This is a genomic window from Arthrobacter sp. CAN_C5, from assembly GCF_017875735.1.
Taxonomy (GTDB): domain Bacteria; phylum Actinomycetota; class Actinomycetes; order Actinomycetales; family Micrococcaceae; genus Arthrobacter_D.
Genome location: NZ_JAGGMZ010000001.1, coordinates 2,612,009 through 2,637,832, shown reverse-complemented (window position 1 = coordinate 2,637,832; position 25,824 = coordinate 2,612,009). Strand labels below are relative to the sequence as shown.

The window sequence follows — 25,824 nt, the reverse complement described above, 5'->3', positions numbered from 1 at the left end:
TCATGATTGAACTAAGCGCAGCCGAAATCGCGGCAATCACCAGGGGTGCCTTGACCCCCGCAGCCGCAGCCCAGCAGACCCTCACCGTGACCTCCGTCTCGGTGGATTCCCGTGAGGTCCAGGCCGGCGGTCTCTTCGTCGCCAAGCCCGGCGAAATAGCCGACGGTCACCAGTTCGTGCCCCAGGCGTTCCGGAACGGAGCCGTCCTGGCCCTGGTGGAGCGCCCGGTCCCGCAGGACCAGACCGACGGTCCCGCCGACTACCCGGCCGTCGTCGTCGACGACGTCGTCCTCGCGATGGGTCGCCTCGCTGCCGAGGTGGTCCGGCGCCTGCGCGCCCACTCGCCCCTGACCGTCATCGGCATTACCGGGTCCGCGGGCAAGACCACCACGAAGGACCTCCTGGCCGGTATCCTCGCTGATCAGGCTCCCACGGTGGCGCCGGTCGGTTCGTACAACGGCGAAGTGGGTGTTCCGCTCACCGTCTTCGGCGCGGAGTACGGCACCCGGTATCTCATCATCGAGATGGGTGCCACCAAGATCGGGCAGATCACCTACCTCGCAGAAATGGTGGCCCCCGACATCGGTGTGGTCCTCGGGGTCGGAAGCGCCCACGCCGGAGAATTCGGCGGTGTGGAGAACATTGCCCGGGCAAAGTCGGAACTGGTCCGTGCTCTCCCGGCATCCGGAACCGCCGTGATCAACGCCGACGACGCCCGCGTGCTCGCCATGGAATCGGTCACCGCGGCGCAACGGCTCTACTTCACCTCCGACTCCTCCCAGCTTCCCGACGGCGGCCCGGCCGTCCGGGCGACGGCGGTCACCACCACTGCCGAGGGCCACCCCGCGTTCGACCTCGTGGTACCCACCGCCGACGGCGACACCACCCACCCGGTCTCCGCGAAGCTCATCGGCACCCACCAGATCACGAACCTCCTCGCCGCTGCGTCGGTAGCCACAGCCCTCGGCGTCCCCGGCGCCGACATCGCCGCAGCACTCTCCCGCCTGCAGGCCCAGAGCCGCTGGCGGATGGAACGCTCCGAACGGGCCGATGGCGTCACCATCATCAACGACGCCTACAACGCCAACCCCGAATCGATGCGCGCGGCGCTCCGCACCCTGGCCGAACTCGGCCGGGGACGGCGCACCTGGGCCGTGCTGGGGGAGATGCTCGAACTGGGGGACGACTCCATCGCCGAGCACGACGCCGTCGGCCGGGTAGTGGTCCGCCTGAACATCACCAAGCTCCTCGTGGTCGGGATGGGCGCCCGCGCCCTCTACAACGGAGCAGTCCTCGAAGGGTCTTGGGGGGACGAGGTCCTCTTCGCCGCAGACGTCGCCGAGGCCGAGACGATGCTGGCCGCGGAACTGCAGCCGGGGGACCTGGTGCTGTTCAAGTCCTCCAACGGCTCCGGGCTTCGATTCCTGGGCGATCGGATAGCATTGTCATCGACCGAAACACCCACCACTGCCATGCCTGGAACATCAGCGCCCGGCCCGACTGACCTCCAAGGGAGGCCGCAGCTGTGATTGCGCTACTGATCGGCTCCGCCATGGGGCTGGTGCTGGCCCTCGTGGGTACACCCCTGTTCATCCGCCTGCTGGTGAACCGCGGCTACGGACAGTTCATCCGCGACGACGGACCCACTGCGCACCACACCAAGCGCGGCACGCCGACCATGGGTGGCGCCGTCATTGTCGGCTCGGTGCTCCTCGCCTACTTCGTAACCCACCTCCTGATGATGATGGTGGGGGTGTCCACCGGGCCGTCCGCGTCCGGACTGCTGTTGCTCATGCTGATGGTCGGGATGGGAATTGTCGGGTTTTTTGATGACTACATCAAGATCTCCAAGCAGCGCAGCCTCGGCCTGAGCGCGCCCGCCAAGATCGCAGGGCAGACGCTGGTCGGCGTCATCTTCGCCGTCCTCGCCCTGGGCTTCCCGAACGAGAACGGCAGGACCCCCGCGTCGACCGCCATCTCGTTCATCCGTGACACGTCGGTGGACCTGGCATTCGCCGGGACCATTGTCGGAGCGGTGCTCTTCGTCATCTGGTCCAACCTGATCATCACGGCCGCCAGCAACGGCGTGAACCTCGCCGACGGCCTCGACGGCCTGGCCGCCGGGGCGGCGGTCCTGGTGTTCGGCGCCTACATGCTGATGGGCATCTGGCAGTCCAACCAGAGCTGCGCCCTGGACGAGGTGTCCCGCAGCGTCTGCTACACCGTGCGCGATCCCCTCGATCTGGCCCTGATCGCCGGCACCATGTGCGGCGCGCTCGTCGGCTTCCTCTGGTGGAACACCTCCCCAGCCAAAATTTTCATGGGCGACACCGGGTCCCTCGCAATCGGCGGCGCCATCGCCGGCTTCGCCATCCTCTCCCGCACCCAGCTTCTCCTCGTGATCCTCGCCGGCCTGTTCGTCATGATCACCCTGTCGGTCATCATCCAGGTGGGCTACTTCAAACTCTCCGGCGGCAAGCGCGTCTTCAAGATGGCCCCGCTCCAGCACCACTTCGAGCTCAAGGGCTGGCAGGAAGTGACGGTGGTGGTCAGGTTCTGGATCCTGGCCGGGCTGTTCGTGGCAGTGGCCCTTGGAATCTTCTACGCCGAATGGGTAGTTCTTCTATGACCGTGACCCCTGACCTCGACGCCCTGACCACCTGGGACTCCGACTGGGCGGGTCTCCGGGTCGCCGTCACCGGGATCGGCCTCACCGGCTTCTCGGTGGCCGACACCCTGATCGAGCTCGGCGCCCGCGTCGTCGTCGTCGACGGATCAGCCACTGACGAGAACCGGGCCAAGGCCGACACCCTGACCATCGTCGGCGCCGTCGACGTCCTGCTTGGCGACGATCACGTTGCAGCGCTACCCCTAATCGACGGCAGCCTCCCGGACCTGGTGGTCACCTCTCCCGGTTGGACACCTCAACAGCCCCTGCTCCTCGCCGCAGCCGACGCCGGCATCCCCGTCTGGGGCGACGTGGAGCTCGCCTGGCGGGTCAGGATCCGCGAGGGCCGGTCCACCGCGGAATGGCTGACCGTTACCGGGACCAACGGCAAGACCACCACCGTGACACTGGTGGAGTCGATGCTGCAGGCCGCCGGGCTCCGCGCGATTGCGGCAGGCAACATTGGCACCCCAATCCTCGATGCCATCAGGGACCCGCAGGGTTACGACTTCCTCGCCGTTGAACTCTCCAGTTTCCAGCTGCACTGGATCACAGCCATCTCCCCGCTGGCCAGTGTCTGCCTGAACGTCGCCGAGGACCACGTTGACTGGCATGGCGGATTCGACCAGTACACGGCCGACAAGGCAAAGATCTACGCCAACACGAAGGTCGCGTGCGTCTACAACGCTGAGCAGTCTGCCACCGAGAGGATGGTGGAGGACGCCGAGGTCGTCGAGGGGTGCCGCGCGATCGGCTTCACCACCTCCGCACCCATGGTGAGCATGCTCGGCGTGGTCGACAACCTGCTGGTCGACCGCGCGTTCATTGAACAGCGCAAAGATTCGGCCGTCGAGCTCGCGGCCATCACGGAACTCGGCGAACTGGTGCCCCGCCACCTGGTAGCCAACGCACTGGCTGCCGCGGCGCTGGTCCGCGCCGCCGGTGTGGCGCCGGCAGCGATCCGCACCGGAATCCGGAATTTCCAGCCCACCGACCACCGGATCCAGTTGGTCTCCTCCCACGGCGGAGTCCTCTGGATCAACGACTCCAAGGCAACCAATCCGCATGCGGCCGCTGCGTCCCTGGCGGCGTTCCACTCGGTGATCTGGATTGCCGGGGGCCTGTCCAAGGGCGTCAATTACGACGAACTGGTGCGGACCCACGCCCGGCGGCTGAAGGCGGTGGTGCTGATCGGTGCGGACAGCTCCGACCTCATCGCCTCATTGCGCCGACACGCTCCGGATGTTCCGCTGATCAACGCTGGCACGGGAGAGACTGGGAGCGTGACGTTGGCCGACGAAACCACCACCGCGCCCCAGGGCGAGCGGGTGATGGAATCGGCGGTAAGGGAATCGGCACGGATTGCCATTGACGGTGACACCGTGCTGATGGCTCCGGCGGCAGCATCCATGGATCAGTTTTCCTCCTATGCTCACCGAGGCACGGCCTTTATCGAGGCGGTCCGCGTGATCGTGGAAGGGCAGGCGAAGACCGCAAAGGAGTTCTAATGGTCACCACGCCCACCCGGCCAGTCCGCCGGAAGCCGGTGATGCGTCAGCATTCCCGTTCTTCGACCCCAACCGCCACGGCACCCCCTGCCTCCGGCGAGCAGGCTACTTCCCCCGACGAAGCAGTCGCACCCGTGAGAGGCCTCCGCGCCCGCTTCGGCAGGTTCTGGACCTACCTCGAAGGCAGCGACAAGCAGGCCAGCGGTGCCAGCTACTACATGATCCTCGGGGCGGCCCTCGCCCTCACGGCGATCGGCCTCATGATGGTGCTCTCGGCATCATCCGTGGAAGCGATCGCCGAGGGAAGCAGCGAGTTCGAACTCTTTCTCCGGCAGGCCACCTGGGCCGGCGGCGGCGTGATCCTGATGTTGCTGCTCTCCCGGTTCAGTCCCCGCGCCTACCGGATGATGGCGTGGCCGGTCCTCGGCATCGCTGTGCTCCTCCTGGTTCTGGTGCTCGCCATCGGCGTCAACATCAACGGCAACCAAAACTGGATTCAAATCGGTGGCTTCACCATGCAGCCCTCCGAACCCGCGAAGCTCGCCCTGGCCATCTGGCTTGCCAACGTGTTGGCCCGAAAGGGGCGGCTCATCCGCGACTGGAAACACGCGATGATTCCGGCCCTCCCACTCGGTGGGCTTCCCATTGGGCTGGTCCTGCTTGGTGGTGATCTGGGCACCGTGATCATTCTGATGATGATCCTCGCAGCCGCGCTCTTCTTCGCCGGGGCGCCCATGAAGATGTTCACCATTGCCGGAATCGCTGGGATCGCGGGAGCGATTGTCATGGTTCTGGTGAGCGGGAACCGCAGCGACCGGATCAGCGCCTGGCTCCGCATCAACTGCGAGGACGGCCAGGACCTCTGCCTGCAGGCGGACAACGGGCTGTTCGCCCTAGCCTCCGGCGGCTGGTGGGGTGTAGGCATCGGGCAAAGCCGGCAGAAATGGAACTGGATTCCCGAGGCCCACAACGACTTCATCTTCGCGATCATCGGCGAGGAATTCGGGCTGGTAGGCACGCTCGTCGTCGTCGCACTCTTCGGCATCCTCGCGGTCGCCACCATCAGGGTTGCCCGCCGCTACACCGACCCGTTTGTGCGGATCCTGCTGGGTTCAATCCTGGTCTGGCTGATTGGTCAAGCCTTCGTCAACATCGGCATGGTCACCGGCGTGCTGCCCGTGATCGGCGTACCCCTGCCCTTCATTTCCTACGGTGGGTCAGCGCTGACCTTCACCCTCGCCGCCGTCGGGGTGCTCCTCGCCTTCGCGCGGAAGATGCCTCCCGCCCCCGTGACGGAAGCGCCGGGCGCCTCCGTCACCACCCTTCGTACCCCAGAAAGAGATTCCACAGCCCGATGAGCACAAGTCCCCTCTCAGTGGTCCTGGCCGGCGGCGGTACCGCCGGCCACATCAGTCCACTGCTGGCCATCGCCCACTCCCTCAGCGAGCACGATTCAAGCATCCGCCTCACGGTGGTGGGCACCGCCGCCGGCATGGAAACCCGGCTGGTTCCGGCTGCCGGCTACCCGCTCGAAACCATCGACCGGGTCCCAATGCCCCGCCGTCCATCGATCGACCTGGTGAAACTGCCCGTGCGGCTGGTGCGCGCCGTCCGTCAGGCGTCCGCAGTGATTGACCGTGCCGGTGCCGACGTCGTCGTGGGGGTGGGCGGCTACGTCTCGACCCCCCTGTACCTGGCGGCGTGGCGGCGGAAGGTCCCGGTGGTTATCCATGAGGCCAACGCGCGGCCGGGGCTGGCCAACCGGCTGGGTTCCCGGATCGCCACCTCGGTGGCCGCCGCGTTCAAGGGCACTGGCCTGCCCCGGGCTCAGGTGGTCGGCATGCCGATGCGCCGGAGCATCTCCACCCTGAATCGGGCGGACGCGCGTTCCGCGGCGCGGAACGCGCTCGGGTTGAACCCGAGCAAGCCGGCCCTGATCGTGACCGGCGGCTCGTCGGGTGCCCTCAGCATCAATCGCGCCGTGGCGAATATCGTGCCCTTGCTCGCTGCCGAAGGGATCCAGTTGCTGCACATCACCGGTGGCGGCAAGCAGGTATCCGGTGCCGACGGGCAGGCCCTGCAGGCCGAGGGCTACCGCCAGGTCGAGTACGTCGATGACATGGAAACGGTCTACGCGGCAGCCGACCTCCTGCTCGCGCGGGCCGGGGCCGCTACTGTGAGCGAGGTCAGCGCCGTCGGCCTGCCCGCCGTATTCGTTCCCCTTCCGCACGGCAACGGTGAACAGCGCCGCAACGCCGCCGATCTGATTACTGCCGGGGGTGCGCTCCTGGTCGAGGATGCGGCACTGACCGCGGACTGGCTGCAGAAAGAGGTGTTCCCGTTGCTCAAGAACGAGGCGGCCCTGGCCGCGATGGCCGCTGCCAGCGCCAAGCTGGGCATCAGGGACGCCGACATCCAGATGGCCCACCTGGTGGTCGCCGCTGCACGGAAGTCCGCGGCATGAGCGCCCCCGATCTGACACCGGGTGACCTGGGCCGGGTGCACTTCATCGGACTCGGTGGCGCGGGCATGTCGGCGGTGGCCCGGGTCCTGCTGGGCCAGGGCGTGCGGGTGTCCGGATCGGATGCCGCCGCATCGTCGACCCTCAGTGCCCTCGCCAGCCTCGGGGCCGACACCACCGTCGGCCATCAGGCCGGGAACGTTGACGGGGTGGACACGGTGGTGGTGTCCTCAGCCATCCGGGCCACCAACCCCGAGCTGGTGGCGTCCCAGCAGCGGAACCTGCGGATCCTGCACCGGTCGGAGGCTTTGGCCGTCGCGATGACCGGCCGGGAAGTGGTGGCCGTGGCCGGCACCCACGGCAAAACCACCACCACCGCCATGATCACCGTGATGCTGCAGTCCGCCGGACGGGAGCCATCCTTCGCCATTGGCGGCGACGTCGCGGCGCTGGGTGTGAACGCAGCCTGGGCTGACGGCTCCGTGTTCGTCGCCGAAGCAGATGAATCCGATGGATCCTTCCTCAACTATTCGCCGCGGATCGCCGTGGTCACCAACGTCGAGGCAGACCACCTGGACCATTACGGCACGGCCGAGGCCGTCTACGAGGTGTTCGACCGCTTCGCCGCCCTGCTGCCTGCTGACGACGGCGTGCTCATCACCTGCCTGGACGACGACGGCGCCGCCGCCCTCGTTGCCCGGATCGGTGACACCCGACGGACGCGGACCTACGGGTACTCGGAGTTTGCCGACGTGCGCATCGGTGAGACACACACGGCGGGCAGCGGCTCTACCAGCCTGCTCTCCTTTTCGGTGGACGGGCTCGACTGCGAGCAGGAACTGCGGTTGAGTGTCCCCGGTGCCCATAACGTGCGGAACGCTGCTGCGGCGTTCACCGTGGCCCTCGAACTGGGGGTGGATCCGGCCGCCGCGGCCGTGGGCCTTGCCGCCTTCACCGGCGCTGCCCGCCGGTTCGAAGCCAAGGGCACCGGGAGGGGAGTGCGGGTGTTCGACGACTATGCCCACCACCCCACCGAGGTGACCGCCGCGCTGCACGCCGCCCGCGCTGTCGCCGCCGGGCACGGCGTCCATGTGCTCTTCCAGCCGCACCTGTTTTCCCGGACCAGGGAATTCGCTGCCGAATTCGCGACGGCCCTGAACCTGGCCGACTCGGCCACCGTCCTGGACATCTACGCCGCTCGGGAAGACCCCACGCCGGCGGTGACCAGCCGGCTGATCACCGACCGGCTCACCGTGCCGGGCGGCTACCTTGCCGATCCCGCCGAGGCGGTGCAAGCGGTCGCCGCCCGTGCCGTCCCGGGTGACATCATCCTCACGATCGGCGCCGGCGACGTGACCCAGTACGGCGCCCACCTCGTGGCTGCCCTGACCGGCTCCGGCAATCCCACCGGTCCCTCATGAGCCGCAGAAAGCCAGCCCCGCCCGTGGTATCCGCCACCGACATTTCCGTGAAGCCTGGGCCGGTCCGCGTCCCAAGGGTCAACAGCAGCAAGGTTTCCCTCCTCGACACCCCCGATGACCCGTGGCTACCGGCGGAGGACGACTCCCACGGTTCGGTGGTCGCATTTCCGACACCGCGCAAGAGCCGACGACGGCTGTACCTCATCCTCGGACTCAGCACGCTGATCCTGCTGATTGGCGGGCTGCTGGCCTACCTGATCTTTTCCCCGGCCCTGGCGCTCCGCAGCGTTGAGTTCACTGGCAACACCCTGGTGACCTCCGAAGAAGCCACCGAGGCGCTGGAGCCGCTGCTTGGCATTCCGCTGCCCCAGATCTCTGATGGGCAGGTCGAGGAACTTCTGGACGGCTTCGCTCCCATCGAGAGTGTCACGGTCGCCGCGGTTCCGCCGTCGGGACTGGCCGTCACCATCCGGGAACGCGTTCCGGTGGCCATCCTCCAGAGCAGTGGACAGTTCCTGCTGATCGACGAGGACGGGCGCCAGCTCGCCTCAGTGGAGGACCGTGAAGCGGTGCAGCTTCCCCTGATCGACGGGGGCACAGACGCGGTCAACAGTGAGGTGTTCTCCTCGATCGCTGCGGTCCTCGCCGCGTTGCCGGAGAGCATCCTGAACCAGCTGAACCACGCCTCGGCGGACTCGGTGGATTCGGTGGAACTCTCGCTCGCCAACGATCAGACCATCTTCTGGGGAAGTGCCGAGGAGAACGAGGCCAAGGCGCTGGTGCTCGAGGCGCTATTGGGGGCCCCGCCGGCCGATCCGCCAGCCGAGGTCTTCGACGTGAGCACGCCGTCAAGTCCGGTCACCCGCTAAAGAAAAATCCGACACGCGGGTTCGGTCATTGCAGAAGCATGCACCTGCCCATAGCGTCTTGAATAGAAGTTACTTGACATAACATTGACTTTCAAGTTGAGAGTTAACGTTGGTCAAGGTGAAGGCTGGGAATACATCCAGCCGGACAAGCCCCACACTTAGCATTCGAACAAGGGACACAGGACCGTGGCAGCACCGCAGAATTACTTGGCCGTCATCAAGGTAGTAGGTATCGGCGGCGGTGGCGTGAACGCCGTCAACCGCATGATCGAGGTGGGGTTGCGTGGCGTTGAGTTCATCGCCATCAACACCGACGCGCAGGCACTCCTGATGAGCGACGCCGACGTCAAACTAGACGTAGGGCGGGAACTGACCCGCGGCCTCGGCGCCGGCGCCGACCCCGAGGTGGGCCGCCGCGCCGCCGAGGATCACGCAGAGGAAATCGAAGAAGTACTGCGCGGCGCGGACATGGTCTTCGTCACTGCCGGCGAAGGTGGTGGCACCGGCACCGGTGGCGCGCCCGTCGTCGCCCGCATTGCGCGCTCCCTCGGCGCGCTGACCATCGGCGTGGTCACCCGCCCCTTCACCTTCGAGGGCCGGCGCCGGTCCAACCAGGCCGAAACCGGAATCGACACCCTCCGCGACGAGGTTGACACCCTGATCGTCATCCCGAACGACCGGCTGCTGTCCATCAGCGACCGCAACGTGTCGATGCTTGACGCTTTCCGCTCGGCCGACCAGGTACTTCTCTCGGGCGTGCAGGGCATCACCGACCTGATCACCACCCCGGGTCTGATCAACCTCGACTTCGCCGACGTCAAGTCAGTGATGCAGGGTGCAGGTTCGGCCCTGATGGGCATCGGCTCGGCCCGCGGCGAAGACCGCGCGGTCAAGGCAGCCGAACTGGCCATTGCGTCGCCGCTGCTTGAGGCATCGATCGACGGCGCCCACGGCGTCCTGCTGTCCATCCAGGGCGGATCGGACCTGGGCCTGTTCGAGATCAACGAGGCCGCACGCCTCGTCCAGGAAGTGGCCCACCCCGAGGCGAACATCATCTTCGGTGCTGTCATCGATGATGCTCTCGGAGACGAGGCGCGGGTGACCGTGATCGCTGCAGGCTTCGACCAGGTCGATGCCACTTCTCAGCCCAGCGCTCAGCTGTCCAAGCCGGTCTCCGCTCCGTCAGTGGGCGCCAGCGTGCCTGCCGCCGCCGCAGCCGTTCCCGCCTCCGCGGGTCTCGGTGCCTGGTCGCAGCGTTCACAGCAGTCCAACAACGTCCCCGCCGATTCAGGTTTTGACGTTGACCTGCCAGCCGTCGTCGAACCGGATTTTTCCTCGAGCCGCTCCGATGAACTCGACGTGCCGGACTTCCTGAAATAACAGCCGACTCAGTGTTCTTCTGGCGCCAGGAAATCTACCCGGGCCGGTGGGCGGCCTTTTCGGATGCCGGGGCGGGCAATCTCGCGCTCCATGTGGGGGACGAGCCCGCTTCGGTGCTTCGGCGCCGTGCGCAATTGGAGTCTGCCATGGACGTCCCGGCAGGTTCGTTGCGCTTCATGCACCAGACCCATTCCGCGCACGCGGTCGCGGTGGGGTCAGGGGATGACCGCAGCGCAGTGGTACCCGCTGACGCACTGATCAGCGACGACGGATCGGTTCCCCTGGCAGTCATGGTTGCCGACTGTGTCCCTGTGGTGCTTTCGGCCCGCGGGGGCGGCGGGGCGACCGCCGTCGTCCATGCAGGCCGGCAGGGAATCCTTGGCGGCATCATCGAGAACACCGTGGCCCAGCTTCGCCGCAACGGTACCCAGGATCTGGTGGCGTGGATCGGCCCGTCCATCTGCGGTGACTGTTACGAGGTTCCCGCGGGCATGCGCGACGACGTCGCAGCGGTGGTCCCGGCCGCGAGGGCAACCACACGCTGGGATACCCCCGGGCTCGACCTCCCGGCAGCGGTCGCGTCGCAACTACAGCAGGTGGAGGTGCAGGTGTTCCCAGTCGGAGACGATCCGGCACAGCTGTGCACCCTGGACAACGAGTCCCTCTACTCCCACCGCCGCAGTCCCGCCTCTGGCCGGTTCGTAGGGCTGGTCTGGAACCAGTGACTGCTACCTCGCGGGCGGAGGAACTTACCGGGCGGCTGGCGGCAGTCCACCGGCGCATCGATGCTGCCCTGCTCGAAGCCGGACGCACTGACCGGCCCCGGCTCATTGTGGTCACCAAGTATTTCCCGGTGGCCGACCTCAGGATCCTGGCTGAGCTTGGGGTGGCGGACCTCGGGGAGAACCGGGACCAGGAAGCATCCGCCAAAGCGCAGGAGCTTGCCGACCTTGGCCTGCGCTGGCACTTTATCGGTCAACTGCAAAGCAACAAGGCGCGATCCGTGGCGCGGTATGCGCACGCAGTGCACTCGGTGGATCGGGCCTCCCTGGTGAAGGCGCTCGGCAAGGGCGTTGCTGCCGAGCGGGAGACCAACCCCGAGGGTCGAGCCCTCGACTGCTTCATCCAGGTTGACCTCTCGGGCGCCGACGGAGCCACCGAGGGTGTCAGCGGACACCAACGCGGGGGAGCGGCCCCGGAAAAGGTCAACACGCTCGGACACCTGATCGAGGGCACCGACGGACTGTCCCTGGCCGGGGTGATGGCGGTTGCTCCACTGGGGCGAGAACCGCGGGCGGCCTTCGAGCAGCTCGCCACGATCTCCGCCCTGCTCCGCACCGAATTCCCCGCCGCTACGGGCATCTCGGCAGGCATGAGCGGGGATCTGGAAGCCGCGGTGGCGGTGGGCGCGACACACCTCAGGATTGGCTCTCAGGTCCTCGGTGAACGCCCGCCCTTGGGGTAGCGTCTGGGCTATACCTAACGAAATGACAGGAGCTACCCATGGCTGGCGCACTGCGCAAGACAATGATCTATCTTGGGCTCGCCGACGGTGATGAGCACTACGAAAACGAGCAGAAGACAACACATGCCAGGAACGAGGATCACTCAGTGGACTACGACCGAGACGACCGCCATGCTGACGCCGCTCCTGCGGCACGGCTTGCGCCGGTCGACGAGTATCGGGCCCCGGTGACACCGATCAAGCGTGCGCAGTCCTCACGCGAAGACTCAGCCGCCCTGCGCCAGATCACCACGGTGCACCCGCGCTCCTACAATGACGCCAAGCTCATCGGTGAAAGCTTCCGGGACGGCATCCCTGTCATCATGAATGTCACCGACATGGGTGAATCCGATGCCAAGCGTCTGGTCGACTTCTCGGCAGGTCTGGTGTTCGGGCTCCACGGAAGCATCGAACGCGTGACGAACAAAGTGTTCCTCCTGTCGCCCTCCTACATCGAGGTGCTGGGCGAAGACCAGAAGGCCAGCGAGGCGCAGGCTAGTTTCTTCAATCAAAGCTAGCGTGGTTAACTGGTTCACGGGTTCCTTTCGAATTATCGTTTTTAGGACTGTGACTGCCGCGTGAGTTTGGTTTTTGTTCTGATCTACCTGGTACTGATGGTTGTCCAGGTGGCGCTGATTATTCGGATCGTTTACGACGCCGTGCAGATGTTTGCGCGCGGATGGCGCCCCAAGAGGCTCGCACTGGTCCTCGCATCGGGCGTGTATACCGTGACCGACCCACCGATCAAGGCCTTCCGTCGGCTCATCCCGCCGCTGCGGCTGGGTGGGGTGTCGCTCGATCTGGCCTTCCTGGTGGTGTTCATCGGAGTGACCATCCTGATGTTCGTCGCTGCCAGCCTCGCCACTTCGGTCTAACGGTTCGTTTTCGAGTCCCCAAAGATATACGCTGAATCACATAATCGGTGTAGATTCTAGAGTTTCGTGTCCACAATTCGGTACCGTAGTCAGGTCTGCTTCATAGGCAGGCATGTCTTATAACCACTATGAGGTGACCAGATGGCCCTGACGCCAGAAGACGTTGTCAACAAAAGGTTTCAACCCACTAAGTTCCGCGAAGGCTACGATCAGGACGAGGTAGACGATTTCCTCGACGAGATCGTCGTCGAGCTTCGCCGCCTGAACCAGGAGAACGACGAACTGCGACGCAAGGTCGCGGACGCCACCTCCTCCACGTCCCAGGACGCGGCCCCTGACACAGCAGTGCCGGCCCCCGTAGCGGCAAGCTCGCACACGGAGAAGGTCAAGGACGAGCCGAAGGGTCCCGCGGCCAAGGCGGACGACACCAAGACCGCCGCACCGAAGGCTGACGCGACCAAGACTGACGCAACGAAGGCTACTGACGCCAAGACTGACGGTGTGCAGGCCGATGACGCGAAGGCCTCGGACGACACCACCACCGCGGCGCCTGCAGCAGCAACGCCTGCCGTCGGCACGGCCGACGCAGCCGCTGGCGTGCTTGCTATGGCTCAGAAGCTCCATGACGAGTACGTCAACGCGGGTGTCGAGCAGCGCGACAAGATCATCGCCGAGGCGCAGGTCAAGGCCACCGGAATGGTTGACGACGCCGAAGAGAAGACCCGCCAGACTCTGGGCGCGCTGGAGCAGCAGAAGGCTGTTCTTGAGGGCAAGGTCGAGCAGCTCCGGACCTTCGAACGCGACTACCGCTCACGCCTCAAGGCATACATCGAGGGGCAGCTCCGCGATCTGGATTCCCGCGGATCAGTTGCGTCCGAGACCACCAGCACCGGGACCACCGGCCCCGGTACCACTAGCTCCAAGAGCACCGGCTCCGAGGCCACCAACTCGTAGGTCCAATCCGTGCGGCGCTTAGTCGCCGCAGCACAGTTCAAGGCACGCCATGAGGCCGGCCACCGGGATCCCCGGCGGCTGGCCTCTGCCGTAGGCTGGTTACCAGCACTGATGCACCCCTCCCGCTAGGCGCGGCCAGCGCCAAACACGAAAGCGCTATGACAGACCAGACACCCGAGCGTGGCACCCCCACCGGCTCCGACGAACCCTCACCGGCCGACCGCGCCCCGACGACGGACGCCAGCCACCGGCGACGCACCGGCGCCCGGTACGCGCTGCTCTTCATCGCCTGCTTCGCGGTCATCTACATCGCGGACCAGCTGACCAAGATCTGGGTGGTCTCAACCATGACCGAGGGCCAGATCACCCCCGTGTTCCCGCCCCTCCTCAACTGGCACTTCATCCGCAACCCCGGGGCGGCCTTCTCCATCGGCACCGACTACACCTGGGTGTTCACCATCATCATGGCGGCGGTGGCCATCGCTATCATCACCCAGGTCCGCAAGGTGGCGTGCTGGTCATGGGCTGTTGCACTGGGCCTGGTGCTCGGTGGGGCTGTGGGAAACCTGACCGACCGGTTATTGCGGGAACCCTCCTTCGGGCAGGGCCACGTGGTCGATTTCATCGCCTTCCCCAACTTTGCCATCTTCAACATCGCCGACTCCGCCGTCGTCACCGGCGTCTGCCTGATCTGCCTGCTCACCCTTCGGGGGATCGGCCTGGACGGTCAACGCGTCGTTGATGAACCGGCCGTCGACGGCCCGGAAGAGACCAAGTGAACGCCGTGGAACGGGACGAGCGCGTCCCGGCTGATCTCGGCGGTGCACGCGCCGACGCGGTACTCGCAGCGGTCGCCGGGGTCTCCCGGTCCGCTGCCGCCGCCTGGTGCGTGGCCGGTTTCGTCATGAGCAACGGAAAGGCGGTCGGCAAGTCCGACCGACCGGCCGCGGGAGCGGTCCTGCAGATCAGGGTGCCCGCCACCGTTGACCCCCTCGCGGTCGTCGTCGAGACCGTTGACGGCATGGGCATCCTGTACGACGACGACGACCTGGTGATCATTGACAAGCCCGTCGGCGTTGCCGCGCATCCCTCGCCCGGCTGGGTGGGACCGACGGTAGTGGGCGCCCTCGCGGGGGCCGGATACCGGATCTCAACATCGGGCGCCACCGAACGCGCAGGGATTGTCCATCGCCTGGATGTGGGCACCTCCGGAGCGATGGTGGTCGCGAAAACCGAGCACGCCTACACGGTGCTGAAACGCGCATTCAAGGAACGCAGCGTGGAGAAGGTCTACCACGCCCTGGTCCAGGGGCTCCCGGACCCGCTGGAGGGAACCATCGACGCTCCCATCGGTAGGCACCCGGCGCACGACTGGCGCTTCGCCGTACTGGAGGATGGGCGACCGTCCCGGACCCACTACACGGTGCTGGAGGCGTTCGGGAAGGCGAGCCTGCTGGAGGTCAACCTGGAGACCGGGCGTACCCACCAGATCAGGGTGCACTTCTCGGCCCTCCGCCACCCCTGCGTCGGGGACCTGACCTACGGTGCCGACCCCAGCCTGGCCGCCCACCTGGGGTTGACCCGGCAGTGGCTCCACGCCCAGAAGCTCACGTTTGAGCATCCGGTGTCGGGGGAGACCGTCAGCGCGACCAGCCCCTATCCGGACGATCTCCGGTACGCGCTGGAAGCCCTCGCCGCCGGCACCGTGTGAGCTGAGCCGCCTCCTACGGTGCCCGGCATGTCCGTCGGGCAGGGAGGTGGACTGGCCTAGAATGGGAGGGTGGTTTCAACAGCATCTCCCCAAGCTTCCCCAGCCAAGCCGACCCGTGACGATTCCTTCGTCCACCTGCACAATCACACCGAATACTCGATGCTGGACGGTGCAGCCCGGCTGACTGACCTGTTCAGTCACACCGAGGAACTGGGCATGAAAGCCCTCGCCACCACCGACCACGGCTTCGTCTTTGGGGCCTTCGATTTCTGGGACAAGGCCCGGGCAGCCGGGATCAAACCGATCATCGGCGTCGAGGCCTACCTCACGCCCGGCACCGCACGTGCCGACAAGACCCGGGTGAAGTGGGGCGGTGGCGGCCGCGACGACGTCTCGGGGGCCGGCGCGTACACGCACATGACCATGTGGGCTGAAACCACCGAGGGAATGCACAACCTCTTCCGCATGTCCTCGCTGGCGTCCCTGGAAGGTTACCTGTACAAGCCGCGGATGGACCGGGACCTGCTGCAGACCTACGGTAAGGGTCTCATCGCGACCACCGGCTGCCCCTCGGGTGAGGTGCAGACCAAGCTCCGCCTTGGCCTGTACCGCGAGGCGATGCAGGCGGCCTCCGACTTCCGCGACATTTTCGGCGCCGACAACTTCTTCTGCGAACTGATGGACCACGGCCTCGACATTGAGCGCGCCGTCCAGTCGGACCTGATCAAGCTCGCCAGGGAACTCGGGCTGCCCATGGTCGCCACCAATGACCTGCACTACACGCATGCGGAGGACGCTAAGGCCCACGCGGCCCTGCTCTGCGTGCAGTCCGGGTCCACGATGGCGGACCCCAAGCGGTTCAAGTTCGACGCCGACGAGTTCTACCTCAAATCGCCTGCAGAGATGCGCTCCATCTTCAGGGACTACCCCGAGGCCTGCGACAACACCCTGCTCATCGCCGAGCGGTGCGACGTCGAATTCAACACCAAAGCCAACTACATGCCCGGTTTCCCCGTTCCCGAGGGGGAAAGCGAGCAATCCTGGTTCGTTAAGGAGGTCGAGACCGGGCTGCAGTACCGCTACCCGGCGGGCATCCCCGACGCCGTCCGCAAGCAGGCCGAGTACGAGACCGGCGTCATCACCCAGATGGGCTTCCCCAGCTACTTCCTGGTGGTCGCCGACTTCATCAACTGGGCTAAGGACAACGGAATCCGGGTGGGCCCTGGCCGAGGCTCCGGCGCCGGGTCGATGGTCGCCTATGCGATGCGCATCACCGACCTCGACCCGCTGCAGCACGGTCTGATCTTCGAGCGGTTCCTGAACCCGGAGCGCGTCTCCATGCCCGACTTTGACGTCGACTTCGATGATCGGCGCCGGTCCGAAGTGATCCGGTACGTCACCGAGAAGTACGGCGACGAGCGGGTCGCCATGATCGTCACCTACGGCACCATCAAGGCCAAGCAGGCCATGAAGGACTCCTCCCGGGTGATGGGTTACCCGTTCTCGATGGGGGAGCGGCTCACCAAGGCCATGCCGCCGGACGTCATGGGCAAGGGACTGGCCCTGACCGATGTGCACGACAAGAATTCGAAACGCTACTCCGAAGCCGAGGAGCTGCGTGAGCTGCTAAAGTCTGACGCCGACTCGGCGAAGGTTTTCGAAACCGCGCTGGGCCTGGAGGGCCTGAAGCGCCAGTGGGGTGTCCACGCCGCCGGTGTCATTATGTCCTCCGACCCGCTGATCGACATCATCCCGCTGATGCGCCGTGACCAGGACGGTCAGATCATCACGCAGTTCGACTACCCGACGTGTGAAAACCTCGGACTGATCAAAATGGACTTCCTCGGCCTGCGGAACCTGACGATCATCACCGACGCGGTGGAGAACATCAAGCTCAACAAGGACATCGACCTGGTGCTGGAGGACCTGGACCTCGAGGACCAGGGCTCCTACGAACTGCTGGCCCGCGGCGACACCCTGGGCGTGTTCCAGCTTGACGGCGGTCCGATGCGAGCCCTGCTGAAACTGATGCGTCCGGACAACTTCGAAGACATCTCCGCGGTCATCGCGCTGTACCGGCCGGGACCCATGGGCGCGAACTCGCATACCAACTACGCGCTGCGTAAGACCGGCGCGCAGGAGGTCACCCCGATCCACCCCGAACTGGAGGAGCCCCTGGCCGACATCCTGGGGACCACCTACGGCCTGATCGTGTATCAGGAGCAGGTAATGGCCATCGCCCAGAAGGTCGCCGGCTACTCCCTGGGCCGCGCCGACATCCTCCGCCGCGCGATGGGCAAGAAGAAGAAGTCGGAACTGGACAAGCAGTACGAGGGCTTCGCCAACGGCATGAAAGACAACGGATACTCCGAAGCGGCGATCAAAACGCTGTGGGACATCCTGTTGCCGTTCTCCGACTACGCGTTCAACAAGGCCCACTCCGCCGCCTATGGGCTGGTGTCCTACTGGACGGCCTACCTCAAGGCCCATCATCCGGCCGAGTACATGGCCGCGCTGCTGACCAGTGTGGGCGATGACAAGGACAAGCTGGCGATCTACCTCAACGAGTGCCGCCGGATGGGCATCACCGTCCTCCCGCCGGACGTCAACGAGTCGAGCGTGAACTTCACCCCGGTCGGCACCGACATCCGCTTCGGGATGGGGGCCATCCGCAACGTCGGCGCCAACGTGGTGGGCGCCATGGTCGGGGCCCGCACCGAGAAGGGGGCCTTCACCTCCTTCAGCGACTTCCTGCAGAAGGTCCCGGCGGTGGTCTGCAACAAACGGACCATCGAATCCTTGATCAAGGCAGGGTCGTTCGACTCGCTGAAGCACCCCCGCAGGGCCCTCGCCATGATCCACGAGGAAGCCGTGGACTCGGTGATTGTCCTCAAGCGCAACGAGGCAGCGAACCAGTTCGACCTGTTCAGCGCGTTCGACGAACCCGGATCCGTTGGAGGCCTCTCCGTCGAGGTGCCGGACCTGCCGGAGTGGGAGAAGAAGGACAAGCTCTCCTTCGAACGCGACATGCTCGGCCTGTACGTCTCCGACCACCCACTACAGGGCCTCGACAAGATCCTGAGCCAGCACGCCGACTCCTCGATCACCTCGATCATCAGCGACGAAGGCCCCGCCGATGGTTCCATGGTCACCATCGCGGGCATGATCACCTCGCTGCAGCGGCGGATCGCGAAGAACAGCGGCAACGCCTACGCCCGCGCCGAGATCGAGGACCTCGCCGGGTCGATGGAAGTGATGTTCTTCGGGCAGGTGTACGGTCCGATCGCCGGTGTCCTCGCCGAGGATCTGATCGTCGTCGTCCGGGGCCGGCTGCAACGGCGCGACGACGGCGCCGTCACGTTGAACGCGCAGGAGCTCAGCGTCCCGGACCTCAGTGAGGGCCACTCCGGGCCGGTGGTCATCTCGATGGCGCACCACAAGGCCACCGAAACCGCCGTCGTCGCGCTCCGGGACGTGCTCCGGACCCATCCGGGCACCAGCGAGGTTCAGATCCGGCTGAACAGCAACCGCAAGGTCGAGGTGATGAGGCTCGGCGTCGAGCTGCGGGTCAATCCGACGTCGTCACTCTTCGGCGACTTGAAGGTGCTGCTGGGGCCCGCCTGCCTGGACGTATAGGCGGGCGGCGCTAGATCTCGTAGTCAAGCGCGGCCGGCTGGCCGTACGCTCCGCCGTGGTAGAGCAGCGGGACGCCAGGCTCACCCACTTCGCCTGACGTAACCTCCGCCACCACCACCGCGTTGTTCTCGAAGGACAATCGCATGCTGATCCGGCCGATCAGGTGCGCCGCCACGTTCTCCAGCACCGGCACGCCGTGCGGGCCCGGCTTCCAATGGTCGCCGTCGAAACGGTCACGGCTGCGCGCAAACCGGTCCGCGAGCTCACGGTTGGCGAGCCCCAGCATGTGGACCCCGATGTAGCTGGTATTGGCGACGGCGGGCCAGGACGACGAGGTGCGGGCCATGTTGAAGGTGAACCGTGGCGGGTCGGCGGAGAGGGAAGATACCGAGGTTGCGGTGAACCCAAACGGTTTACCCTCATAGACAGCGGTGATGATCGTGACTCCCGCCGGATGGCGGCGGAAAGAGTCACGGAAGGCTGCTGCCGGGTCGAGGCCTGGCTGGTCGGCGGGAGCTTGTTGATTCACGCACCCCACCCTAGGTGAGGTCCTGGTGCCGGATAACTTTGTTAATGTATAAGTCATGCGCCCCACCAGCCCCGACGCCGAGCACCCCGGCAGCTACCCACCCCCCGTGTACACCGTGGCCGCCAAGGACACCGGCGTTCCGCCGACGTCGCTTGTCTGGTGGGCCTGCGCCATGGCCGGTCTCGGGTTGCTGATGGGCGTGGCGTGGTGGTTTGCCGCACCCGGGGGTGGCCTCTACGGCGACCCGGGGCCCGAGGAAGCAGCTCTGGTGGGCGACCTCACCCTTGCAGGGCTCCAGCTGGTCGTCGGTATCGTGGTGGGCTGGCTCCTGGTGCAACGGATGGATCTGCCTGGGGCCTGGGAGCGGATTGGTGCGGCGGTGGGCGGATCACTGGTGGGGTCGGTGCTCGCCGTCGTCGTCGGCCAATGGCTGGGCATGATGTTTGGTGCGGAACCGGACTTTGTCCTGCATTCACTGGGTGCGGCCGCCATCTGGCCGGCAGCTGCGGCACTTGTCGTGTTCATTTCCGCCCTGATCGATTTGGCCTGGGGCAAACGCCGCGCCTAGCACCTGGTCCCCGGGACCAGGTGCCTACATCAGGTCCGCGGTCCGCAGGGAATAGGGCGCTGACACAGCCCGTTGGCCTGAGTATGAAAGCAATCGTTTACTCCGGAACCGGAGCATCTTCAGTCCTGGCCCTCGTAGAGCGTGAAGCAGCCGCTCCCGGCCCCGGTGAAGTCCGGGTTCGCGTTGTCGCCTCCGGCGTCAATCCCACCGATTGGAAGGCCCGCTCCGAAGGGGAGCTCGCCTTTGACGAGGTGGTCCCCAACCAGGACGGCGCCGGCGTGATCGAGTCGCTCGGCGACGGCGTCACGGGTCTGGCAGTCGGGGACAGGGCCTGGCTGTATCTGGCTGCGCATGGCCGTCCCACGGGAACCGCGCAGGAGTTCACCGTACTTCCCGCTGACCGGGTGGTGACGCTTCCTGAGGGTATCGACTTTGACGTGGCCGCCAGCCTTGGCGTTCCGGCGATGACGGCGCACCGTGCACTCACCGTCCACGAACAGGGGCCGGCCCGTCTGGGACCAGACGCGCTGAGCGGCCGGGTGGTTCTGGTGCAGGGCGGAGCGGGGGCCGTCGGACATGCCGCGATCCAGCTCGCTGTCTGGGCAGGCGCCACCGTGATCGCGACGGTGAGCAGCGACGCGAAGGCTGAACTGGCCCGAGTGGCGGGTGCCCACCACGTGGTCCGGTATCCCGATGACTCCCTCGCTGAGCGGATCCGCGAGATCGCTCCCGACGGCGTCCACCACGTGGTCGAGGTGGCGCCAGCCCAGAACGCAGCGCTCGACGTCGAGGTGCTGGCCAACCATGGCAGCATTGCCTACTACGCGAACAACAACGGGGACGAGTTCACGGCCCCGATCATCGCTAGTTTTGCGAAGAACGTCCGCTGGCAGGGTCTGCTCCTCTACACAGTGGGGGCCGAGCCGCTGCAGGCTGCTGCTGAGGACATTACCGCTGCATTGCGCGCTGGCGCTCTGCCCGTGGGGGAGTCCGCCGGACTTCCGCTGCACTGGTTCCCTCTGGAGGAGACGGCTGCCGCGCACGACGCCGTTGAAAGCGGCGTGACCGGCAAGGTCCTCATTCGGGTTGCGGACGAGACCGTCTAGGTCCCGTGCGTCCACCTGACGGCCCCTCGATCCACCGGAGAAGTGGGATATGAAATTTGAGCATCACGACATTTTTCGTCGCCTTCTGCTCCGGGTCGGGCGGGGTCTAGCTCTCGGTGCCGGTGTTGGACTTTTCGTGGGAATCATCGCGGCTGTGGTGACCTCGGGTGGGACGGACAACGTCCTGCGCAGCGACGTGGGGTGGCGTGCAGGACTGGTGGCCTTCGCGATTGCGTTCCTGTTCACCATTTTCCTTCCCTCGCACGACGCCAACGACGACGACGCCGATCCAGACTCCGGATCCCAGGTCCCGGGCGGCGCGGCCTTGCGTGGGCCCTCAAGGGATGAGCTGAGTCAGCGTCTGCGAGGGGAGGAACCGCTGGGCCGCCTCAAAGCAGACGATCCGATGATCGAGCCGCCAAGGTTTGGACAGCGGATCGATCCACAGCCGTAGGGTTGCCACCGTGGACCTGGGCGGTCGCGAGCTGCTGGTCCCTTCCCTGGTCACCAGGAAGCGTCGATCACGTTTCTTGACCCATGAATCGCCATACTTTTCACGGGCGATACCGTCTATCCGGGGCGCGTGGCAGGTGTGTCTTCCACGCCCAGTTTGGGCCGGTCTTTTCGCCGGCATTGATCTGGGCCTGGACCACCCAACGGCGCAGCGATTCAGCACCGACTCCCAGCTTCGGCGCCAGCGCCTTACAGGCTGTATAAACAGAGGGATAGTCGGACAACCGATCCACCGTCATGCGAACTGCACGAGAAGACAGCGGCATCAAATCCGGGACGGTTCACTTCGCCTTCTACGCGAGGTGATGTGACCGGCACAGCGCTAGTTGGCAAACCCGTAGTAGCAGTAGTAGCACCTCTATTCATCGCGGTCGCCCCCGTGCGCTCCACCTATCGATCCGGCTTGCCACAGAGCAGGCAATAGCATGGGTCCCTCTGTCGGTTCATCTCCGGATGGGAAAGGCTAGCAAGCGGATTAGGCCCGGAGGCAAGCACACCCAGCGGTATTCTTGCCGCTGCTTCGGTGGGGCGTCCGCCTCGTTGGTCCGGCGGGACCAAGGACATGGACTAGGGCGAGCTCTTGGTCTGGTCCGGGTTTTGGCGTCCTTTGTGGAGCCCGATTTCATAGGCTGTAAAGGAGATGAGGGTCATCGCGATCAATGGCAGCACGAACCAGGCCATGGCTGCAGTGAACCCTTCCAGCGCATCGTGTGCGGTGGCGGTCAGAATGACATATCCGGTGTAAGCCAGGTATAGGCCCACGAACAGGATGCCCTCCCAACGCGCGATTGCGAAACCGGTGAACGCGACAGGCAGCAGGGCCACCGCGGCCGCCAGCAACACCGGCATATCGAAGGCCACTGCAGCAGCGGATACGGGAATACCCTCAAGCGAAATCAGTGCAGGCAGACCAAGCACCACCCCAATGTTGAAGATGTTGCTGCCGACTACGTTGCCTACGGCCAGGTCACGTTCACCGCGACGCACCGCAATGATGGATGTCGCCAGTTCGGGCAACGACGTCCCGACTGCCACCACAGTCAGACCGACCACGAGGCTGCTCACGCCCAGTGTGGCGGCAATGCTCACCGCGCCTTCCACGAGCAGCGTGGCACCGGCCACCAGTAAGGCGACCCCCAACAGCACCAGCAGTAGCGATCTGCCGAAAGAGTCGGCAGGCGCTGCTTCTTTTCCCCGGGACGGATCGGCGGTGTTCGACCCCCCGGCCAGGACCGGCGTCATGGGGATCTTTGCATCGCGCCGGCTGATGACGACGGTCATCACAGTGTGCACGACCACGACGCAGAAGAGGACCAACCCATCTACCGCGCTGATCCGCCCGTCCAAGGACACGAGGAACAAACCGACTGATAGGCCGACCATCAAGGGCAGGTCAAAGCGCACCAACCGCTGCTTCACAGCAAGCGGAACAACCAGTGCGGAAAGCCCCAGGATGAGCAGGACATTGACGATGTTGCTGCCGACCACGTTGCCCACAGCAAGCCCGGGTTCGTCGCGCATGACAGCACCGATGGTCACGGCCAGCTCCGGTGCAGATGTGGCCGCCGAGACCACGGTGAGCCCAACCACCAGCGAGGAGATTCCCACGCGTCGCGCCATCGCTGAGGCCCCCCGTACCAGGAATTCCCCACCCAGCACCAGCAACGCCAGTCCAGCCACAATCCGTCCCACGTCAAATGCATCCATGGGTAGGAGTGTACGGACCACAGCCCCAGCCCTGCCATCGGTGCCCACAGCAGCTAACGGTGCTCCGTCACCGCCGACATCGTGGAAGCCGCGCTCTCAACCCTCCTCGCAATCGGATATCAGCTGAACCGCCAACCAAAGCTGTGATAAAACGCCACCCACGGCTAACAGTCGCACATATGGGATTTTGACTTCCGGGGGAGCGGTGAGAAGGTGTCGCGGTGAAGGACCGGCGAATTTAGGCGGTCGTTGCAACGATGGGTTTGCCTGGTTCGAATAGTAGTCGTTCCATGGCTTGTGCGGGGGTGATCCCGCCGAGTGTTTTGCGGGGCCGGTCGTTGAGTTCGGTAGCGACTTCGAGCAGCCGCTGGGGTGAGTGCACGGACAGGTCTGTGCCTTTGGGGAAATACTGGCGCAGCAACCCGTTCGTGTTCTCATTGGAGCCCCGCTGCCACGGTGAATGAGGGTCGCAAAAGTAGATGGCCATTTTCGTGGCCATGGTGATCTGGCGGTGCTGGGCCAGCTCGGTGCCCTGGTCCCAGGTCAGCGACTTAGCCAGGTGTGCTGGGAGGGTCTTGATGGCCGCCAGGAGACCGTCACGGACCGCGATGGCGCCATGGTCCTCGGGCAGGTGGATGAGCATCGTGAACCGGGTCTGGCGCTCCACGAGGGTGGCGATGGCCGAGCGGCAGTTTGAGCCCAGCACCAGATCCCCTTCCCAGTGGCCAGGGACGGCGCGGTCTGCGACCTCGGCGGGCCGTTCGCTGATCAGGATCATGTCTGGGATCTTCCCCGAACTCTTAGCAGCGGTGGAGCGTCTGGGACGCCTCATGGCACGGCCGGTGCGCAGGTGTTGGTGCAGGTCAGCGCGTAAATGACCGCGGCCCTGGACGTACAGTGCCTGGTAGATCGTTTCGGGACACACCTGCATCTCCGCTCGGTCTGGGAACGCCGCGGCGAGGTGGTCGCTGATCTGCTCGGGGCTCCACTTCACGCACAACTTGGCCTGTACTAAGGATGCCAGTTCCAAGTCATCAAACTTGCTGGCCTTGGGTCGGCGTCCGCGGAGCTCGGCCCGTTTCTGGGCAGCATACGGAGCGTACTTCCCCCGCCCCCGCGGACCCGGTTCGGGGCCGTTGCGGTGCAGCTCACGGCTGACCGTCGAGGCCGACCGCCCCACCTCTCGGGCGATCCCCCGCACGCCGGTCCCGGCCAGATGCAGGTCGGCAATCCGCAGCCGATCCTCCAGGCACAGGTACCGACCCGACGGCTCCGGCTTGGCACGCGGGATCCGCCCACCGGTTGCTTGCCGCCAACGTCGCCCAGTTTGTCGATTCACACCCACAGCATCACACGCCGCCGTCAACGTGGAGCCCTGCGCCATCAACACCCAAAACCGCGCCTCATTCTCGATCCGTTCCTTCTTCGACAACGTACGCAGCACCTCACATCAATAGGGGTGTTGCAACGACCGCTTGAGCTCGCCACCGGCTTACGGACACCTTTCAAGTGTCGGGTCGGAGAACCTAATTGGGCAGACGTTCGACGAAAATTCTGATAGTGCCTTCTAGTGAAGTCTTCATTTGCACTAAGTTTATTGACGATTCGTTAACTGATCAATAGGTTGGAAACATGGATAAGGACGAGCTTCGCGGCGACAGTGTTCCAATTCGATCGGCTGTTCGAGGCCAGGTAGCTTTCAAACGGGTATCCAGCCGGCGAGATGGGATGCTCGTGGCCGCGTGGGCAACGTCGATTGCAGTCTATGTCCTGCTGATGTTCCAGTTTGGAACGGATCTCTGGGTCGAGACCTATGGGCTGATAGTCATCGGGGGATGGCTGCTGCTGGGGGTTCTGCTCAGCGTCGTTCATTCTCGTGTCAGAACAGTGCGTCCGCGCCACTACAGGACAATAGAATCCCTTGCAGCTCTGTGGGGTGCAATCGGTGCTTCACTCGCAGTGCAATGGCTGAGAAACGATGTTGAATCCCCAGCTCATTTTGGTGTCGCGCTCTTGGTAGCCCTGCTTGTATCCGCCCCCATGTTCGCATGTGCACTGTGGCTCTTGGTGCGCAGCCGGTGACACTCGGGGACTCCCGAGCAAAGCTCGATGACTTGGTACACTCCCCGGTGCGGTTCACAATCATGGCTGCACTATCTACTGTGGACGATGCAACCTACCAAGTGCTGAAGGAAGAACTGGCAGTCAGCTACGCACTATTGTCCAAACACGCGGCGATCCTTGAAGAGCACGAGCTGATCGAAATTAAGAAGTCCTTCCTGGGGAAAAAACCTCAAACTGTTTTCCGCCTTACCCGCAAAGGAAGGAAAGCATTCAAGGAGCATGTAACGGCGTTGGAAGAGATCTTGAAGGGGCTGGTGTAACGGTTGAGGATCGGCGTATGGGCGGTGGAA

24 protein-coding genes are annotated in these 25,824 nt (G+C 65.1%); 21 read left to right on the top strand and 3 right to left on the bottom strand.

The window, feature by feature from the left end:
* Positions 1-2 precede the first annotated feature (2 nt).
* The 16 genes from murF (at position 3) to dnaE (ending at position 18,987) form a co-directional block, all read left to right on the top strand.
* Positions 3-1,529 carry a UDP-N-acetylmuramoyl-tripeptide--D-alanyl-D-alanine ligase gene (gene murF, locus H4V95_RS12380; protein WP_209730776.1) on the top strand — a complete coding sequence of 509 codons (1,527 nt, stop codon included), beginning with the start codon at positions 3-5 and terminating at the stop codon, positions 1,527-1,529.
* Positions 1,526-2,629, top strand: coding sequence for a phospho-N-acetylmuramoyl-pentapeptide-transferase (mraY, locus tag H4V95_RS12375; protein ID WP_209730775.1), 1,104 nt, complete (start codon positions 1,526-1,528; stop codon positions 2,627-2,629). The genes murF and mraY overlap by 4 nt, the downstream gene beginning before the upstream one ends.
* The gene (gene murD, locus H4V95_RS12370; RefSeq protein WP_209730774.1) at positions 2,626-4,176 is read left to right on the top strand and encodes a UDP-N-acetylmuramoyl-L-alanine--D-glutamate ligase; all 1,551 of its coding nucleotides are present in this window, start codon (positions 2,626-2,628) and stop codon (positions 4,174-4,176) included. The genes mraY and murD overlap by 4 nt, the downstream gene beginning before the upstream one ends.
* A complete protein-coding gene (gene ftsW, locus H4V95_RS12365; RefSeq protein ID WP_245345685.1) occupies positions 4,176-5,534 on the top strand; it encodes a putative lipid II flippase FtsW in 1,359 nt (452 codons plus the stop codon). Before murD ends, ftsW begins: the two co-directional genes overlap by 1 nt.
* The gene (murG, locus tag H4V95_RS12360; RefSeq protein WP_209730773.1) at positions 5,531-6,640 is read left to right on the top strand and encodes an undecaprenyldiphospho-muramoylpentapeptide beta-N-acetylglucosaminyltransferase; all 1,110 of its coding nucleotides are present in this window, start codon (positions 5,531-5,533) and stop codon (positions 6,638-6,640) included. The genes ftsW and murG overlap by 4 nt, the downstream gene beginning before the upstream one ends.
* Entirely contained in the window at positions 6,637-8,058 is a 1,422-nt protein-coding gene (gene murC / locus H4V95_RS12355; protein WP_209730772.1) for a UDP-N-acetylmuramate--L-alanine ligase, read from the top strand. The genes murG and murC overlap by 4 nt, the downstream gene beginning before the upstream one ends.
* Positions 8,055-8,927, top strand: coding sequence for a cell division protein FtsQ/DivIB (locus H4V95_RS12350; protein WP_209730771.1), 873 nt, complete (start codon positions 8,055-8,057; stop codon positions 8,925-8,927). The genes murC and H4V95_RS12350 overlap by 4 nt, the downstream gene beginning before the upstream one ends.
* A 186-nt stretch (positions 8,928-9,113) precedes the next feature.
* Positions 9,114-10,307, top strand: a complete 1,194-nt coding sequence (ftsZ, locus tag H4V95_RS12345) for a cell division protein FtsZ (protein WP_171585401.1) — start codon at positions 9,114-9,116, stop codon at positions 10,305-10,307.
* Positions 10,308-10,318: 11 nt separating this feature from the next.
* Positions 10,319-11,032: a polyphenol oxidase family protein gene (locus H4V95_RS12340; RefSeq protein WP_209730770.1), complete on the top strand. Its 714-nt coding sequence runs from the start codon at positions 10,319-10,321 to the stop codon at positions 11,030-11,032.
* Positions 11,029-11,772, top strand: a complete 744-nt coding sequence (locus H4V95_RS12335) for a YggS family pyridoxal phosphate-dependent enzyme (protein ID WP_209730769.1) — start codon at positions 11,029-11,031, stop codon at positions 11,770-11,772. Before H4V95_RS12340 ends, H4V95_RS12335 begins: the two co-directional genes overlap by 4 nt.
* 38 nt (positions 11,773-11,810) lie before the next feature.
* Complete coding sequence (locus H4V95_RS12330; RefSeq protein ID WP_171585398.1) at positions 11,811-12,329, top strand: cell division protein SepF; 519 nt, start codon at positions 11,811-11,813, stop codon at positions 12,327-12,329.
* Between the two features lie 60 nt (positions 12,330-12,389).
* Positions 12,390-12,686, top strand: coding sequence for a YggT family protein (locus H4V95_RS12325; RefSeq protein WP_196867937.1), 297 nt, complete (start codon positions 12,390-12,392; stop codon positions 12,684-12,686).
* A gap of 141 nt (positions 12,687-12,827) precedes the next feature.
* Entirely contained in the window at positions 12,828-13,640 is an 813-nt protein-coding gene (locus H4V95_RS12320) for a DivIVA domain-containing protein (RefSeq protein ID WP_209730768.1), read from the top strand.
* A gap of 158 nt (positions 13,641-13,798) precedes the next feature.
* On the top strand, positions 13,799-14,419 hold the full coding sequence (lspA, locus tag H4V95_RS12315) for a signal peptidase II (protein WP_196867935.1): 621 nt from the start codon (positions 13,799-13,801) through the stop codon (positions 14,417-14,419).
* Positions 14,416-15,351 (top strand): RluA family pseudouridine synthase, encoded by a 936-nt coding sequence (locus H4V95_RS12310; RefSeq protein ID WP_209730767.1) that lies wholly within the window; start codon positions 14,416-14,418, stop codon positions 15,349-15,351. Before lspA ends, H4V95_RS12310 begins: the two co-directional genes overlap by 4 nt.
* A gap of 159 nt (positions 15,352-15,510) precedes the next feature.
* Positions 15,511-18,987, top strand: coding sequence for a DNA polymerase III subunit alpha (gene dnaE / locus H4V95_RS12305; protein WP_245346141.1), 3,477 nt, complete (start codon positions 15,511-15,513; stop codon positions 18,985-18,987).
* Between the two features lie 10 nt (positions 18,988-18,997).
* On the opposite strand, the gene H4V95_RS12300 is transcribed toward dnaE, so the two are convergent.
* Positions 18,998-19,516: a flavin reductase family protein gene (locus tag H4V95_RS12300; protein WP_209730766.1), complete on the bottom strand. Its 519-nt coding sequence runs from the start codon at positions 19,514-19,516 to the stop codon at positions 18,998-19,000.
* A 55-nt stretch (positions 19,517-19,571) separates the two neighbouring features.
* Here H4V95_RS12300 and H4V95_RS12295 point away from each other — a divergent pair, with 55 nt between their 5' ends.
* The 3 genes from H4V95_RS12295 (at position 19,572) to H4V95_RS12285 (ending at position 21,644) form a co-directional block, all read left to right on the top strand.
* Positions 19,572-20,084 (top strand): hypothetical protein, encoded by a 513-nt coding sequence (locus H4V95_RS12295; protein WP_209730765.1) that lies wholly within the window; start codon positions 19,572-19,574, stop codon positions 20,082-20,084.
* Between the two features lie 83 nt (positions 20,085-20,167).
* Complete coding sequence (locus tag H4V95_RS12290) at positions 20,168-21,190, top strand: NADPH:quinone reductase (protein WP_209730764.1); 1,023 nt, start codon at positions 20,168-20,170, stop codon at positions 21,188-21,190.
* A gap of 49 nt (positions 21,191-21,239) precedes the next feature.
* A complete protein-coding gene (locus tag H4V95_RS12285; RefSeq protein ID WP_209730763.1) occupies positions 21,240-21,644 on the top strand; it encodes a hypothetical protein in 405 nt (134 codons plus the stop codon).
* Between the two features lie 626 nt (positions 21,645-22,270).
* Here the strand turns inward: H4V95_RS12285 and H4V95_RS12280 are convergent.
* Together H4V95_RS12280 and H4V95_RS12275 are read right to left on the bottom strand one after the other, a co-directional pair.
* The gene (locus tag H4V95_RS12280; RefSeq protein ID WP_209730762.1) at positions 22,271-23,410 is read right to left on the bottom strand and encodes a calcium/sodium antiporter; all 1,140 of its coding nucleotides are present in this window, start codon (positions 23,408-23,410) and stop codon (positions 22,271-22,273) included.
* A 238-nt stretch (positions 23,411-23,648) separates the two neighbouring features.
* The gene (locus H4V95_RS12275; RefSeq protein ID WP_395939873.1) at positions 23,649-24,794 is read right to left on the bottom strand and encodes an IS30 family transposase; all 1,146 of its coding nucleotides are present in this window, start codon (positions 24,792-24,794) and stop codon (positions 23,649-23,651) included.
* Between the two features lie 248 nt (positions 24,795-25,042).
* On the opposite strand from H4V95_RS12275, the gene H4V95_RS12270 reads away from it, so the two are divergent.
* Both H4V95_RS12270 and H4V95_RS12265 read left to right on the top strand, forming a co-directional pair.
* Entirely contained in the window at positions 25,043-25,492 is a 450-nt protein-coding gene (locus tag H4V95_RS12270) for a hypothetical protein (protein ID WP_209730761.1), read from the top strand.
* Entirely contained in the window at positions 25,489-25,794 is a 306-nt protein-coding gene (locus H4V95_RS12265; RefSeq protein WP_312884028.1) for a transcriptional regulator, read from the top strand. Before H4V95_RS12270 ends, H4V95_RS12265 begins: the two co-directional genes overlap by 4 nt.
* Positions 25,795-25,824 lie beyond the last annotated feature (30 nt).